Annotated in this window: 14 protein-coding genes and 1 tRNA gene; 9 read left to right on the forward strand and 6 right to left on the reverse strand. The window is 40.1% G+C overall.

Annotated elements, in window-relative coordinates; genetic code table 11:
- Positions 1 to 72: 72 nt before the first annotated feature.
- Genes flgS through FIM66_RS03215 form a run of 3 tightly spaced genes read right to left on the reverse strand, consistent with a single transcriptional unit; the run spans position 73 to position 2557 of the window.
- On the reverse strand, positions 73 to 1218 hold the full coding sequence (gene flgS, locus FIM66_RS03205) for an acid survival sensor histidine kinase (RefSeq protein WP_120880915.1): 1146 nt from the start codon (positions 1216 to 1218) through the stop codon (positions 73 to 75).
- Positions 1215 to 1532 carry a hypothetical protein gene (locus FIM66_RS03210; protein ID WP_000609419.1) on the reverse strand — a complete coding sequence of 106 codons (318 nt, stop codon included), beginning with the start codon at positions 1530 to 1532 and terminating at the stop codon, positions 1215 to 1217. Before FIM66_RS03210 ends, flgS begins: the two co-directional genes overlap by 4 nt.
- Positions 1529 to 2557 (reverse strand): flagellar basal body P-ring protein FlgI, encoded by a 1029-nt coding sequence (locus FIM66_RS03215; protein WP_140490052.1) that lies wholly within the window; start codon positions 2555 to 2557, stop codon positions 1529 to 1531. Before FIM66_RS03215 ends, FIM66_RS03210 begins: the two co-directional genes overlap by 4 nt.
- A 189-nt stretch (positions 2558 to 2746) precedes the next feature.
- Here FIM66_RS03215 and FIM66_RS03220 point away from each other — a divergent pair, with 189 nt between their 5' ends.
- Genes FIM66_RS03220 through FIM66_RS03230 form a run of 3 tightly spaced genes read left to right on the forward strand, consistent with a single transcriptional unit; the run spans position 2747 to position 5880 of the window.
- Positions 2747 to 4225, forward strand: a complete 1479-nt coding sequence (locus tag FIM66_RS03220; protein WP_140600021.1) for a DEAD/DEAH box helicase — start codon at positions 2747 to 2749, stop codon at positions 4223 to 4225.
- A 20-nt stretch (positions 4226 to 4245) separates the two neighbouring features.
- Positions 4246 to 5334, forward strand: coding sequence for a prohibitin family protein (locus FIM66_RS03225; protein ID WP_001121052.1), 1089 nt, complete (start codon positions 4246 to 4248; stop codon positions 5332 to 5334).
- Positions 5335 to 5340: 6 nt separating this feature from the next.
- Complete coding sequence (locus FIM66_RS03230) at positions 5341 to 5880, forward strand: DUF2393 domain-containing protein (protein ID WP_140599975.1); 540 nt, start codon at positions 5341 to 5343, stop codon at positions 5878 to 5880.
- Between the two features lie 81 nt (positions 5881 to 5961).
- On the opposite strand, the gene nikE is transcribed toward FIM66_RS03230, so the two are convergent.
- From nikE to FIM66_RS03245, 3 genes are all read right to left on the reverse strand, one after another.
- A complete protein-coding gene (gene nikE / locus FIM66_RS03235) occupies positions 5962 to 7512 on the reverse strand; it encodes a nickel ABC transporter ATP-binding protein NikE (protein WP_140599976.1) in 1551 nt (516 codons plus the stop codon).
- Positions 7513 to 7521: 9 nt separating this feature from the next.
- The gene (locus FIM66_RS03240; protein WP_194149245.1) at positions 7522 to 8544 is read right to left on the reverse strand and encodes an ABC transporter permease; all 1023 of its coding nucleotides are present in this window, start codon (positions 8542 to 8544) and stop codon (positions 7522 to 7524) included.
- Between the two features lie 101 nt (positions 8545 to 8645).
- A tRNA-Ala gene (locus FIM66_RS03245) sits at positions 8646 to 8721 on the reverse strand.
- A 158-nt stretch (positions 8722 to 8879) separates the two neighbouring features.
- Here FIM66_RS03245 and hopF point away from each other — a divergent pair.
- The 6 genes from hopF (at position 8880) to rseP (ending at position 15270) form a co-directional block, all read left to right on the forward strand.
- The gene (gene hopF, locus FIM66_RS03250; protein ID WP_140599978.1) at positions 8880 to 10325 is read left to right on the forward strand and encodes a Hop family outer membrane protein HopF; all 1446 of its coding nucleotides are present in this window, start codon (positions 8880 to 8882) and stop codon (positions 10323 to 10325) included.
- Positions 10326 to 10337: 12 nt separating this feature from the next.
- Positions 10338 to 11762 carry a Hop family outer membrane protein HopG gene (gene hopG / locus FIM66_RS03255; protein WP_140599979.1) on the forward strand — a complete coding sequence of 475 codons (1425 nt, stop codon included), beginning with the start codon at positions 10338 to 10340 and terminating at the stop codon, positions 11760 to 11762.
- Positions 11763 to 11860: 98 nt separating this feature from the next.
- Positions 11861 to 13096, forward strand: coding sequence for an adenylosuccinate synthase (gene purA, locus FIM66_RS03260; protein ID WP_140490064.1), 1236 nt, complete (start codon positions 11861 to 11863; stop codon positions 13094 to 13096).
- The gene (locus FIM66_RS03265) at positions 13093 to 13521 is read left to right on the forward strand and encodes a flagellar export protein FliJ (RefSeq protein ID WP_140490066.1); all 429 of its coding nucleotides are present in this window, start codon (positions 13093 to 13095) and stop codon (positions 13519 to 13521) included. Before purA ends, FIM66_RS03265 begins: the two co-directional genes overlap by 4 nt.
- Positions 13514 to 14218, forward strand: coding sequence for a MotE family protein (locus FIM66_RS03270; protein WP_140599981.1), 705 nt, complete (start codon positions 13514 to 13516; stop codon positions 14216 to 14218). Before FIM66_RS03265 ends, FIM66_RS03270 begins: the two co-directional genes overlap by 8 nt.
- Positions 14215 to 15270, forward strand: a complete 1056-nt coding sequence (gene rseP, locus FIM66_RS03275; RefSeq protein WP_194149246.1) for an RIP metalloprotease RseP — start codon at positions 14215 to 14217, stop codon at positions 15268 to 15270. The genes FIM66_RS03270 and rseP overlap by 4 nt, the downstream gene beginning before the upstream one ends.
- Positions 15271 to 15279 lie beyond the last annotated feature (9 nt).

Here is a 15279-nt window from a genome sequence, read left to right on the forward strand (position 1 = left end):
ATTTAATATTCTTTAATCTTTTTAAAATTTTGTTTTATCGTAAAACTCATTTTTTAAGGGGGATATTATCACTCAAGAAGCGTTAAGAATCTTAATTTCAAAGGTTTTTTCTTGATTTTCTAACAGCGCAATGCTCCCTTCATGGGCTTTAACGACTTGTAAAGACAGAGCTAACCCTAGGCCGTTACCCTTTAATTTGGTGGTTTCAAAAGGCTCAAATAAAGCGCTTTTGTTTTCCACTTCCTTGCCATTATCAATAATGGTGAAGACGATAAATTCATTTTGAATGAACGCTTCAATCTTCACTTGACCCTGTTCGCTCTCTTCTAAGGCTTCAATCGCATCAATAGCGTTATACAAGAAATTTTGCAACACAATCCCCATCAAATCAAAGTCAAAAAACCCTTCTTCGTCGCTAAAATTAAAAAGAAAATCAATGTCTTTAGAGTAAGTGTAGCAATTTAGGGCTTCTTTGAGATCGCTCTCTAGCGTTTTTAAACTTTGCTTGGTGCGGTTGGCTTGAATGCCTTTAGAAAAAAGCAAGGTGGCTTTAATGATTCTTTCCACACGCCATAAAGCTTTTTGCAATTCTACAACAATGGGCTTAGTCTTTTCGTTCGCATGCTTTAATAACACCGAAGCTAAAAGGGAGATAGAGCCTACAGGGTTTCTGATCTCATGGGCTAAATGCGCTGAGATTTTCCCCATAGAAGCGAGCCGCTCTTGGCGTTTTTGAGCGCTAATATCGGTTGCGGTGATGATTTGCTTGCCTTGAATGCTGTTTTGCTGGACTAAATAGCTTTTATTTTCATGTTCAATTTCAGTGTTAAAATTTTCTAATTTAGCCTTATTGAACACCTCATGGCTTTGATTGGCTAAAGAATTTTTATAAAAAAAGCTCCCGTTTTCATTCACCACCCAAATGGCTTGCGGTAAAATCTCTATGACCCATTCATAAAGGGCTTTATAATCCTTAAATTCCTTTTCTACCTTGTAGCTTTGTAAAATAAATTGGTTTAAAAGCCCTAGCAATTCTTGCATGTCTTTTTTGTTGGAAAAATTTTCTAATAAATCTTCGCTCTCTTTGGGTTTAAAATTTTCTAATGAAATCACATTATCCTCTTTTTTTAACAACCCTTTGAAAGAAGAAGCCTTATAAGAGTGTTTCAAATGGGAACGCTTTAAATAAGGGCGTTTTAAGTGCTTGGATTTTTTCATGGTTTTTGTTTTTCTTGCTCTTTTAAGAAATTAAACAGCATTTCGCTATAACCAAAATTCCCGCTCAATTCTTTAGAAAGCGTGTCCTTATACATGGATGTGTAAATCTCATCGCCCGGGGCTTTAGGATACAAGGGGTTATCCATTTTCATAGCAGTATCTAGCATGAATTTTAAAAGCAGCGCTTCAAAAGAATCGGTTTGTTCTTTGAGGAGCTTGTCGTTTTTAGTTTGAGCCAACGCTTTTAATTTCTCTTCGCTCGCTAATTTAGAAACGTTGTATTGCTCTAACATGGCTTTATTGTTGTTTATCATAGTATCTCCATTTCAGCGCTAATCGCACCGCTTTTTTTTAGGGCTTGCAAGATTGAAACCATCCCCTTAGTGCTCACGCCGATTTTTTGTAAGGCTTTTACCACCCCGGCAATGGTGATGTTTTTCCCGTTAGAACTCAGCGTGTTATGAGCGGTGTCTAAGGACATGTTGTTGTCTAAATCTTGCGTGTTTTTAGAGTCATTTAAAGGCTCTTTAGTGATTTTAAGCGTGATGTCTTGGCTTGTAACCACTATAGGATGCACTATTATATCCACTCCTGAAACGATCGTGCCTGATTTTTCATCTACAATGATCTTATTTTTCGCGCTGTAATTAATGGGGATTTCTTGCACTAAGGCTAAAAACTCCACCATAGAAAGACGCTCTGGGCGAGTGATTTGAATGGTTTTGGGATCTAGTGCTATGGCTACTTTATTGCCAAACACCTTATTTAAAGTGTTTTGCACTTGGATAGCGTTTTTAAAATTGGGGTTTTTCAGGCTTAAAGTCATGGCGTTTTTATGGAACAAATCATACGAAACTTCCCTTTCAATAGTCGCTCCGTTGATGATATTGGCTGAGAGCAAGTTACTAGAATTGCCCGAAACGATAGCCCCTTGAGCGAGGGCGTAAATATTCCCATCTACCGCATTTAAAGGGGTCATCACCAAAGTCCCTCCTTGAATGGATTTTGCATCCCCAATAGAAGAAATGTGAATATCAATTTTATCGCCCTGTCTTGCAAAGGGGGGCAAGGAGGCTGTAATCATCACGGCAGCGACATTTTTAGATTTAATATCATCTGCAGAGATCTTGACATTCACGCTCTCTAGCATGTTAGAAATGGATTGCATGGTGAATTTTGAGCCGGATTTATCCCCTGTGCCATTTAGGCCAATCACAAGCCCATAGCCAATCAGCTGGTTATCTCTTACGCCCACCACGCTCGCTATATCGCCTATTTTTTCGGCCAAAAGCTTGTGGAAAGCTAATACAAAAATAAGCCACAAAAACACCCGTTTCAATCAAACCCTTTCTTTATTCCTTAAATTCTAATTATTTTAGCATAAGCCTTTTATAAAAACTTTAAACTTAATTGAGCGCATTTTTATGCTATACTCAAAAATCTTATAAACTTTAAATCAAAGATTTTAATTTTAGCCTTTTATTAGCTTTTTATAAAGTTTCAAATTAAATTGAGGTATGAATCTCCCATGGAATTGAATCAACCACCACTCCCTACAGAAATTGATGATGACGCTTATCATAAGCCTAGTTTTAATGATTTGGGCTTAAAAGAATCGGTTTTAAAATCCGTTTATGAAGCCGGTTTCACTTCCCCAAGCCCCATTCAAGAAAAGGCCATTCCGGCTGTTTTGCAAGGCCGAGATGTCATCGCGCAAGCCCAAACAGGCACAGGAAAAACCGCCGCTTTCGCTCTGCCCATTATCAACAACCTTAAAAACAACCACACCATAGAGGCCTTAGTGATCACGCCCACCAGAGAATTAGCCATGCAAATTAGCGATGAGATTTTTAAATTGGGCAAACACACTAGGACTAAAACCGTGTGCGTGTATGGAGGCCAGAGCGTTAAAAAACAATGCGAATTTATTAAGAAAAACCCCCAAGTGATGATCGCCACGCCAGGAAGGCTGTTGGATCATTTAAAAAACGAGCGCATCCATAAATTTGTGCCTAAAGTGGTCGTTTTAGATGAAAGCGATGAAATGCTGGATATGGGGTTTTTAGACGATATTGAAGAGATTTTTGACTACCTCCCTAGCGAAGCACAGATTTTGCTTTTTTCAGCCACGATGCCAGAGCCGATCAAAAGGCTAGCGGATAAGATTTTAGAAAACCCTATTAAAATCCATATCGCTCCTTCTAATATCACTAACACCGACATCACCCAACGCTTTTATGTGATCAATGAGCATGAGAGGGCTGAAGCGATCATGCGCCTTTTAGACACCCAAGCGCCCAAAAAGAGCATTGTTTTCACGCGCACCAAAAAAGAAGCCGATGAATTGCACCAATTCCTTGCTTCTAAAAATTACAAAAGCACCGCCTTGCATGGGGATATGGATCAAAGGGATCGCCGCACTTCTATCATGGCGTTTAAAAAAAATGACGCTGATGTGTTGGTGGCTACGGATGTGGCGAGCCGAGGGCTAGATATTAGCGGTGTAAGCCATGTGTTTAATTACCACTTGCCCCTAAATACCGAGAGCTATATCCATCGCATCGGGAGAACCGGGAGAGCGGGCAAAAAAGGCATGGCGATCACTTTAGTAACCCCTTTAGAATACAAAGAGCTTTTACGCATGCAAAAAGAAATTGATTCAGAGATTGAACTTTTTGAAATCCCCACCATTAACGAAAATCAGATCATCAAAACCTTACATGACGCTAAAGTGTCTGAAGGAATCATCAGCCTTTATGAACAGCTTACCGAAATTTTTGAGCCGTCTCAATTGGTTTTAAAACTTTTGAGTTTGCAGTTTGAAACCACTAAAATTGGCTTAAACCAGCAAGAAATTGATGCGATTCAAAACCCTAAAGAAAAAACGCCAAAACTCTCTAACAAAAAAACGCACCAGCATGATCAAGTGCGTTCTTTCAAAAAGGGTCATTACAGAGAAAAAGGCTCTAAAACGAACCACCATTCTAAAAAACCCAAACGCCGTTAAAATATTTAAAAAGGAAATCCATGCCCATTGATTTGAACGAACATTTAAAAAAGAAAAATCCTCAAAGAGAAACCCCCACGCCCAATACGCCTAATAATGGGGGGCGTTTCATTCCGCCGTCTAACTCTTTTAATTCTAAAAAACTATCGGTTTTAATCGTCATTGTCCTTTTAGGCGTTATCGCTTTTTTGGCCAAGCCTTTTGAAGTGATCAGCTCAGGAGAAATTGGCATTAAAATCACCGCCGGGAAATACGAACCCACCCCCTTACAGCCAGGAATCCACTTTTTTGTGCCTATCATTCAAGACATTCTTATTGTGGATACAAGGATTAGGAATATCAATTTTTCACGCACCGAAGACATGGGCGTGGCGGGTAAAAACCAAGGAATTTTTAGAAACGACGCTATTAATGTGATGGATAGTAGGGGTTTGACCGTTTCTATTGAACTCACCGTGCAATACCGCTTAAACCCTCAAACCACCCCTCAAACGATCGCTACTTATGGCTTGTCTTGGGAGCAAAAAATCATCAACCCTGTGGTACGCGATGTGGTGCGATCTGTCGTGGGGCGCTATCCGGCTGAAGATTTACCCATTAAGCGCAATGAAATCGCCGCTCTTATTAATAGCGGTATCAATAAAGAAGTTTCTAAGCTCCCCAACACCCCTGTGGAATTAAGCTCTATCCAATTGAGAGAAATCGTCTTGCCCGCTAAGATTAAAGAGCAAATTGAAAAAGTCCAAATCGCGCGCCAAGAATCAGAAAGGGTGAAATACGAGGTGGAGCGCTCCAAGCAAGAAGCTCAAAAACAAGCCGCTCTGGCTAAAGGGGAAGCGGACGCTAACAGGATTAAGGCTCAGGGCGTGGCGGATGCGATCGTGATTGAAGCTAAGGCGAAATCTCAAGCCAATTTAAGCATTTCACAAAGCTTGAGCGACAAGCTTTTAAGGCTGCGCCAAATTGAAGTTCAAGGCCAGTTTAATGAAGCGTTAAAAACGAATAATAACGCTCAAATCATGCTCACTCCAGGTGGGGCTGTGCCTAATATTTGGATTGACACTAAAAGCAAGGTTAAATCTAGTATTGCCGAGACTAAAGAGCCTTAAAAACGCATGGCATCTCTTGCCTTTATCCAAGCTTTTTTGGAGTCTTTTAAGGGATTTTTAAGCCAAGCGACTTTAATCAGCGTTTTGATAGCGGGCGTTTTAATCCTTTTTTGCGCGATTTTGCTCCTTTTGGCTCTGCTTTTAAGAAACCGCTTGGCTGGCTATATAGCGGCAACAACTTTTTTGGGCGCGTTTTTAAGCATGCCTTTTGTTTTGAATGTTTTACTCACTCAAGCGATTTACCCCATAGAAACACGCATCTTACACGCTAACCCTTTAAGCTATAGCAACGCTTTTTCTTTGCAAGTGGGAGTCAAAAACCATTCCAAATTCAGTCTAAACAAATGCGTTTTACGCCTAGAAGTGCTTAAAAACCCTCACAATTTTGTAGAAGAGCATGCGTTTAAATGGTTTGTCAAAAAAAGCTATGAAAAAACCTTTAAAGAAAAGATTTTGCCCAAAGAATCCAAGGTCTTTTCATTCTTTATTGACAACTACCCTTATTCAAAAACGGCCCCTTATCAAGTTTCTTTGTTTTGTTTATAAAAAACTAAAAGATAACGCCCAAGATAACATTCATTAAAAAGCGATTAAAAACGCTTAAAAGCATGAATTTTAAAATAAAGCTTAAAGCCTGGACTCCAACAAACACTTCGTATAAGCGTGTTTGGGGTTATCAAACACCTCTTTAATAGCACCCATTTCTACGACTTTCCCCTCACTTACCACTAACACCTTATCGCAAAACGCTTTAATCACATCTAAATCATGGCTGATAAACAAATAGCTCAAATCCTGCTTTTCTTGTAAATCCAATAACAATTCCAACACGCTTTTTTGAATGCTTTTATCTAAAGCCGAAGTGGGCTCATCTAAAAGAATGATTTTAGGTTTTAAGGCAATCGCTCTAGCGATCGCCACTCTTTGGCGCTCCCCACCGCTGAGTTCATAAGCGTAAAAGTTAAGCAATTCAGGGTTTAAACACACTTCTTCTAAACAAAGTTTTGCGAGATGGTGCCATTCTTCTTTGGAAGCCTTAGGGTAAGCAAAGTGCAAAGCTTCTATTAAAATGCTTTGAATGCTTAAGCGAGGATTTAATGAGGCGTAAGGGTCTTGAAACACCATTTGCAAAATCTTGCGGTAGGGTTTGAACGCCTTAGAATTTAAAAGCCCCACGCTTTGGCCTAAAATCTTTTCTTCCCCACTATTTAAAGCGAGTTTTAAAAGCCCTAACGCTAGAGAGCTTTTCCCGCTCCCGCTTTCACCAATGATGCCGATGTTTTCTTTAGCTTTGAGGGAAAAATTCACTGATGCGATAAGGGGCTTTTTTAAAGAAGGCCTAAAAAAGCGTTTTTGCAAGTAATAAACGCTAAAATCTTTTACTTCTAAAAGCGTCTCGTCTAGCGCTTTTAAATTTTTAGTGGGCAAGTTTGAAGCTTGAATCAAGAGTTTTGAATATTCGTGCTTGGGGTCATTAAAAAGATCTTTAGTCAAATTGGTTTCTACGATCTCGCCTTTTTTTAGCACATAAACCCTATCAGCCAAGCGTTTGACTGCTTTCAAATCATGGCTAATGAATAAAAGGGCGATGTTTTTTTCCACGCTCAATTGCTTGAGCAAGTCTAAAATCTGGTTTTGGATTTGCGCATCTAGCGCGGTGGTAGGCTCATCGCAAATGAGCAGTTTGGGCACATTAATAATGCCCATAGCGATACACACCCTTTGGCGTTGCCCTCCGCTCAACTCATAAGGGTAACGATCCAAAAATTTTTCATCTAATTGGACTTGTTTCATGGCGTTTAAAACTTGTTCCTTAAGGAGCATTTGAGAAGCGTTTTTATGGTGTAAAAAATAGGCTTCACTCATTTGCTTGCCGATTTTATGCAAGGGGTTTAGGCTGGATAGGGGGTCTTGAGCGATGTAAGCGATAATATTTCCCCTTAAATGTTGCATAAATTCTTCGCTTTCTTTTAAAAGGTTGGTTGTTTCAAACAGCACTTCGCCGTTATGGGGTTTGAATCTAGGGTTTAAACGCATGATGATATTAGCGATAGAGCTTTTCCCGCTCCCGCTCTCGCCCACGATCGCCACCCTTTCGCTAGGATTTAACGAAATATTGATGTTTTGGAGCGAAAAATGTGCGTTTAAAACGCAGTTCAAGTTTTTGATTTCTAGCATGTAACCCCCTTATTTGAGCATGTTAGCGTTGAAAGCATCGCGCACCCCTTCGCCAATGAACACCAAAACAGAAAGCAACAAGCTAATGGCTACAAACGCAACGATGGCTAAATGGGGCGTGGTGAGATTATCCTTGCCTTGATTGACCAATTCGCCCAAACTCGCACTCCCTATGGGCATGCCAAAACCCAAGAAATCCAAAGACACTAAAGTGGAAATACTGGCCGCCATTAAAAACGGCACATAAGTGATAGTCGCTACTAAAGCGTTGGGTAAAACATGGTAGAAAATGATTTTTAAATCATTCACCCCAAGTGCTCTAGCGGCTTTGGTGTAGTCCATATTCCTTGCTTTTAAAAACTCCGTGCGCACGACTTGAGAAAGCCCCATCCAGCTAAAGAGCAAGACTAAAAATAAAATGATCCAAAAATTAGAATTGAACGTGCTAGAAATCACAATGAGTAAAAAAAGCATGGGGATCGTGCTCCAAATTTCGCTCAACCTTTGCCCCACTAAATCCACTAACCCTCCATAATACCCCTGAAACGCTCCCAAACTCACGCCAATAAGAACGCTAAAAAGCGTGAGTAAAATCCCAAACACTAACGAAACACGATAGCCATAAACCAGTCTGGCTAGCACATCTCTGGCTTGATCATCTGTGCCTAAAAGGTGTTTGAAGCTTGGGGGGGTGGGGGCAGGCGAGTCTAAATCCATAATGATCGTATCGTAGCTATAAGGGATGAGCGCATGGATGATGAAAGCGTCTTTTAAAAGCGTGTCTTCCACATAAGGATCGTTATAATCTGTGGGGGTGAAAAAATCGCCTCCAAACTCCACTTCCGCATAATTTTTGAACATGGGGAAATACGCTTTATTGTCTTTATAGATGAATAAAGGGCGATCATTCACCCACAAGGGGGCTAAAAGAGAAAGCGCTAATAAAGCGATAAAAAGATAGAGTGAAAACACCGCCCGCTTATTCTTTTTGAAACTCAGAATGCGCATTTTAAACAAACTGCTCACGCTCAAACTCCCTTGATGAAAAACAATTCCTAAGATTATAATTAATTATGGGTAATACTAGCAAGAAAACGGGTTTGATCAATAAAGAAAAAGGATAAGCGTAATGATGGTGGAGTGTAGGGGGTTCGAACCCCTGACCTCAACGCTGCCAGCGTTGCGCTCTCCCAACTGAGCTAACACCCCATATAAAATTAAGCGAACATTATAACATTTTGCTTAAAAGATGTCAATTTGATGCTTTTTTGAAACACTTAATAGCAAATTAAGAATGATTATCTTAAAATTAGAAAGTTTCTTTTATGGATTAAGTAAAATCACTTATCAAAGCAAAAAGGATATTTTTGAAAAACCACTCCTTTAAAAAAACGATCGCTCTTTCCTTACTAGCGGGCATGTCTTTGTGTAACGCTGAAGAAGATGGGGCGTTTTTTGTCATAGATTATCAAACGAGTTTGGCCAGACAGGAATTGAAAAATCCAGGCTTCACCCAAGCGCAAGAATTAAAGCAGTTGATTAGAGATGGGGCTGTGAGGTTGCAAACTTCTGCCATTCCCTTATCCTACTACTTGGATATTTTGGGGAATAAAACAAAAATTCTTTTGAGTGAGAGCCTGAAAAACAATGCACAACCATCACAGCCAAACGGACAAAGCACACCAAACCTAGCCTTAGTCAATTTAGAGCAATCTTTGAGGATTTTAGGAAAACTATTAGATCTGTCCCAACAATACGCTAATCAGGGTGTCATTAAGCCTTTGGTGGTGGATGTGGGGAAAGAACAAATCGGTATCACTGATAGCATGCTCTTAGTGGCTCAAAACATCGTTTTAGCTTTAGGGCAAGTGGATTTGAGCAAAATCCAAACTAATAACGAACAGCTATACGAAAACATCATGAAAGTCATGCTTTTAGGTGCGGGCGGGACTAATGGAGCGTATAATGGCGTGAGTGTGGGCGATATTGCCACAGGCATGCAAAATTTTTCTTCGCAAACGGGCTTGATAGGGGCTAATTCTACGGTTGGCGAGCTTAACGCTTTGATTAAGAGTGGGATTTCTTTAGATCGTGAGACTTTGAAGTTAGGGAGTTTTATTGAAAAAAATATCTGCAGCAATGCATCGCCTTGTTTTAGCGGGAACCAGCTTATCTATAGAAAAGGGCTAGACAGAGTCATAGGCATCATCAATACGACCTTAAATCAGTTTGAATCTTCGGCTAGTTCTCTTTATAAGATTTCTTATATCCCCAACCTCTTTTCGCTCAAAGATTACCAGTCAGCGAGTATGAACGGCTTTGGGGCTAAGATGGGTTATAAACAATTTTTCACCCATAAGAAGAATATTGGCTTAAGGTATTACGGGTTTTTGGATTATGGCTATGCGAACTTTGGCGATACGAATTTAAAAGTGGGAGCGAATCTTGTTACTTATGGGGTAGGAACGGATTTTTTATACAATTTCTTTGAACGTTCCAGAAGAAGGGAAAGAACTGCGATTGGTCTTTTCTTTGGCGCTCAAATTGCAGGGCAAACTTGGAGCACTAATGTAACGAACTTATTGAGCGGGCAAAGGCCTGATGTCAAGTCCAGTTCGTTCCAATTCTTGTTTGATTTGGGCTTGCGCACCAACTTTGCAAAAACCCATTTCAATAAGCACAGGCTAGACCAAGGGATAGAATTTGGGGTGAAAATCCCTGTTATCGCTCATAAATATTTCGCAACCCAAGGCTCAAGCGCGAGCTATATGAGGAATTTTAGCTTCTATGTGGGCTATTCAGTCGGTTTTTAAGGAAGGCTCTTGATGAAAAACACCAATACAAAAGAGATAAAGAATACAAGAATGAAAAAAGGTCAATACCACACGCTCAAAAAGGGGCTTTTAAAAACCGCTCTGCTTTTTAGCCTTCCTTTAAGCATGGCGTTAGCTGAAGATGATGGTTTTTATATGGGAGTGGGCTATCAAATCGGCGGCGCGCAACAAAATATCAATAACAAAGGCAGCACCTTAAGGAATAATGTCATTGATGATTTCCGCCAAGTGGGCGTGGGTATGGCAGGGGGTAATGGGCTTTTAGCCTTAGCGACAAACACGACCATGGACGCTCTTTTAGGGATAGGCAATCAAATTGTCAATACTAATACAACTGTTGGCAACAACAACGCAGAGTTAACCCAGTTTAAAAAGATACTCCCTCAAATTGAGCAACGCTTTGAAGCGAATAAAAACGCTTATAGCGTTCAAGCCTTGCAAGTGTATTTGAGTAATGTGCTTTATAACTTGGTTAATAATAGTAATAATGGTAGCAATAATGGAGTCGTTCCTGAATATGTAGGAATTATAAAAGTTCTCTATGGTTCTCAAAATGAATTCAGCCTCTTAGCCACGGAAAGCGTGGCGCTTTTAAACGCGCTTACAAGGGTGAATTTGGATAGCAATTCGGTGTTTTTAAAAGGGCTATTAGCCCAAATGCAGCTTTTTAATGACACTTCTTCAGCAAAGCTAAACCAGATCGCAGAAAGCTTGAGTAAGAGCGGTGGTGCAGGATCGATGCTTCAATCAATGCTTCAAAAGGATGTGAAAACCATCTCGGATCGAATCGCTACTTACCAAGAGAATCTAAAACAGCTAGGAGGAATGCTAAAGAATTACGATGAGCCATACCTACCCCAATTTGGGCCAGGCACAAGCTCTCAGCATGGGGTTATTAATGGCTTTGGCATTCAAGTGGGCTATAAGCAATTTTTTGGGAGCAAGAGGAATATAGGCTTACGGTATTACGCTTTCTTTGATTATGGCTTTACGCAATTGGGCAGTCTTAATAGTGCTGTTAAAGCGAACATCTTTACTTATGGCGCTGGCACGGACTTTTTATGGAATATCTTTAGAAGGGTTTTTAGCGATCAGTCCTTGAATGTGGGGGTGTTTGGGGGCATTCAAATAGCGGGTAACACTTGGGATAGCTCTTTAAGAGGTCAAATTGAAAACTCGTTTAAAGAATACCCCACTCCCACGAATTTCCAATTTTTATTTAATTTGGGCTTAAGGGCTCATTTTGCCAGCACCATGCACCGCCGTTTTTTGAGCGCGTCTCAAAGCATTCAGCATGGTATGGAATTTGGCGTGAAAATCCCGGCCATCAATCAAAGGTATTTGAAAGCGAATGGGGCTGATGTGGATTACAGGCGTTTGTATGCGTTCTATATCAATTACACGATAGGTTTTTAAGCTCTTTTTAGGGCTTATAAAGAGGCTTTTTACTTTTTTTTGGTATTCTAACAAGCTTTTAAACAATCCAATCTACTTTGTTTTAAGGATAATATTTTATGGCAGATGTCGTTGTGGGGATCCAGTGGGGAGATGAGGGGAAGGGAAAAATTGTTGATAGGATCGCTAAAGATTATGACTTTGTGGTGCGCTATCAAGGCGGGCATAATGCCGGGCATACTATTGTGCATAAGGGGGTTAAGCATTCTTTGCATTTAATGCCCTCAGGAGTGCTATACCCCAAATGCAAGAATATCATTTCTAGCGCAGTGGTCGTGAGTATTAAGGATTTGTGCGAAGAAATCAGTGCGTTTGAGGATTTAGAAAATCGTTTGTTTATCAGCGACAGAGCCCATGTGATCTTGCCTTATCATGCCAAAAAAGACGCTTTTAAAGAAAAATCTCAAAATATTGGCACGACTAAAAAAGGCATAGGCCCTTGCTATGAGGATAAAATGGCGAGGAGCGGGATAAGAATGGGGGATTTATTAGACGATACCATATTAGAAGAGAAACTAAAAGCGCATTTCAAAGCCATTGAGCCTTTTAAAGAAGCGTATGATTTGGGCGAGGATTACGAAAAGGATTTGAGGGAGTATTTTAAAACTTATGCTCCAAAAATTTGCCCCTTTATCAAAGACACCACAAGCATGCTGATAGAAGCGAACCAAAAGGGTGCAAAAATCCTATTAGAAGGGGCGCAAGGCACGCTTTTAGACATTGATTTAGGGACTTACCCTTTTGTAACAAGCTCTAACACCACGAGCGCTAGCGCATGCGTGAGCACCGGCTTAAACCCTAAAGCGATCAATGAAGTGATAGGCATCACAAAAGCGTATTCTACTCGTGTGGGGAATGGGCCTTTCCCTAGCGAAGACACTACACCCATGGGCGATCATTTAAGGACTAAGGGCGCGGAGTTTGGCACGACAACCAAGCGCCCAAGGCGTTGCGGGTGGCTGGATTTGGTGGCTTTAAAATACGCTTGCGCTTTGAATGGTTGCACGCAATTAGCTTTAATGAAATTAGACGTTTTGGACGGGATTGATGCGATTAAGGTGTGCGTGGCTTATGAAAGAAAGGGCGAAAGATTAGAGGCTTTCCCTAGCGATTTGAAAGATTGCGTGCCGATTTATCAAACTTTTAAAGGCTGGGAAAAAAGCGTGGGCGTGAGAAAATTAGACGATTTAGAGCCAAACGCTAGAGAGTATGTTCGTTTCATTGAAAAAGAAGTGGGGGTGAAAATTGGCCTTATTTCTACAAGCCCTGAAAGAGAAGACACGATTTTTCTATGAAAAAATTCGCTTCTGTATTGGTGCAATTAAAAACCCTTGCGTTAGAAAAAATAGAGCAAAAGCTTGAAAGCAAGCGTTTAGAATTGCGGCAAAACGAGCGAGAAGTTTTGGACAAACAAGCCCAATTGAGCGCGTTTAAAAACCCTGAGTTGGGGGGAATGAGCCTTTTTTTACAAACCCAGCAATTAAAAAGCGCTTTAAGAATGGAGATAGAACATTACCAACAAGAGGGCGAGGATTTAAACAAGGATTTAAAAATTTTAGAAAAAGATTATTTTTTGGCTAACCAGGAATTGGAAAAGGCTAAAATCATTTTAGAAAATGAAAAGCAAAAAGAAAAGGAAATTTTGGAAAAAAAAGAGCAGGCTCTTTTGGACGAAAACACCATGATTTTACATTGGCAAAAAGGGGGATTGCATGCGTAAAATCTTGTTAATGGGCTTGATTTTACAAGTGCTCTTTGGCGAAGAAGCCGCGCAAGAATTGTTGCAATGCTCTGCGATTTTTGAATCTAAAAAAGCCGAATTGAAAGAGGATTTGCGCCAATTGAGCGAAAAAGAGCAGTCTTTAAGGATCTTGCAAACCGAAAACGCCCGTCTTTTAGATGAAAAAAACGATCTGTTAAGCAAAAAAGAAAAAGAAGTGGAAGAAAAACTGAAAAATTTAGCGGCTAAAGAAGAAGCCTTTAAAACCTTACAAACGGAAGAAAAAAAACGCCTTAAGAATTTGATAGAAGAAAACGAAGGCATTTTAAGAGAAATCAAGCAGGCTAAAGATAGTAAGATTGGCGAGACTTATTCTAAAATGAAAGATTCTAAATCGGCTCTGATTTTAGAAAATTTACCCACTCAAAACGCCTTAGAAATTTTAATGGCTTTAAAACCTCAAGAATTAGGCAAAATTCTAGCCAAAATGGATCCTAAAAAAGCGGCGGCTTTGACAGAGTTGTGGCAAAAACCCCCTAAAGAAAATAAAGAAAATAAAGAAAATAAAGAAAATAAAGAAAATAAAGAAAATAAAGAAAGCCAAAAAACCACAGATCCCACGCCCCCTATAGCGCCCACGCCTCCCAAAGAGCCAACCCTAAAAGATCCTAATACCAAAGAGCCAACAGGGGTATGATGTTTATTATAGCGGTTTTAATGCTGGCGTTTTTAATCTTTGTCCATGAATTAGGGCATTTCATTATCGCTAGGATTTGTGGGGTGAAAGTGGAAGTGTTTAGCATTGGTTTTGGTAAAAAACTCTGTTTTTTTAAGCTTTTTGGCACGCAATTCGCTTTGTCCTTGATCCCGCTTGGGGGCTATGTGAAATTAAAGGGCATGGATAAAGAAGAAAATGAAGAAAATGAAACTCATCAAGCAAATGACAGCTACACGCAAAAAAGCCCTTTTCAAAAGCTATGGATACTATTTGGGGGGGCGTTTTTCAATTTTCTTTTTGCGATTTTAGTGTATTTTTTTCTGGCATTGAGCGGGGAAAAAGTCTTACTGCCAATCATTGGCGATTTAGAAAAAAACGCACTAGAAGCTGGGCTGTTAAAGGGGGATAAAATCCTTTCTATCAACCACGAAAAAATAGCGAGTTTTGGAGAGATTAGAGGCATAGTGGCGCGTGCTAGAGGCGAGTTGGTTTTAGAAATAGAGCGAAACCATCAGGTTTTAGAAAAACGACTGACCCCTAAAATCGTGGCGGTGATAAGCGAATCTAATGATCCTAATGAAATCATCCAATACAAAGTGATAGGCATTAAACCGGACATGCAAAAAATGGGCGTTGTCTCTTATTCCTTAATTCAGGCGTTCAAGCAGGCTTTGAGTCGGTTTAAAGAGGGCGTTGTTTTGATTGTGGATTCTTTAAGGCGTTTGATTATGGGGAGCGCTTCAGTTAAGGAATTGAGTGGGGTAATAGGCATTGTGGGAGCGTTAAGCCATGCCAATAGCGTGAGCATGCTTTTGTTGTTTGGGGCGTTTTTGTCTATCAATTTAGGGATTTTAAATTTATTACCCATTCCAGCCTTAGATGGGGCGCAAATGCTAGGGGTTGTTTTTAAAAATATTTTTCATATCGCTTTGCCAACACCCATACAAAATGCGTTGTGGCTAGCGGGGGTAGGGTTTTTGGTTTTTGTCATGTTTTTGGGGCTTTTCAATGACATCACTCGTTTGCTATAAAAGGGGGAG

Source organism: Helicobacter pylori, assembly GCF_006439795.1.
In the GTDB taxonomy this organism is placed as follows: Bacteria; Campylobacterota; Campylobacteria; order Campylobacterales; family Helicobacteraceae; genus Helicobacter; species Helicobacter pylori_CR.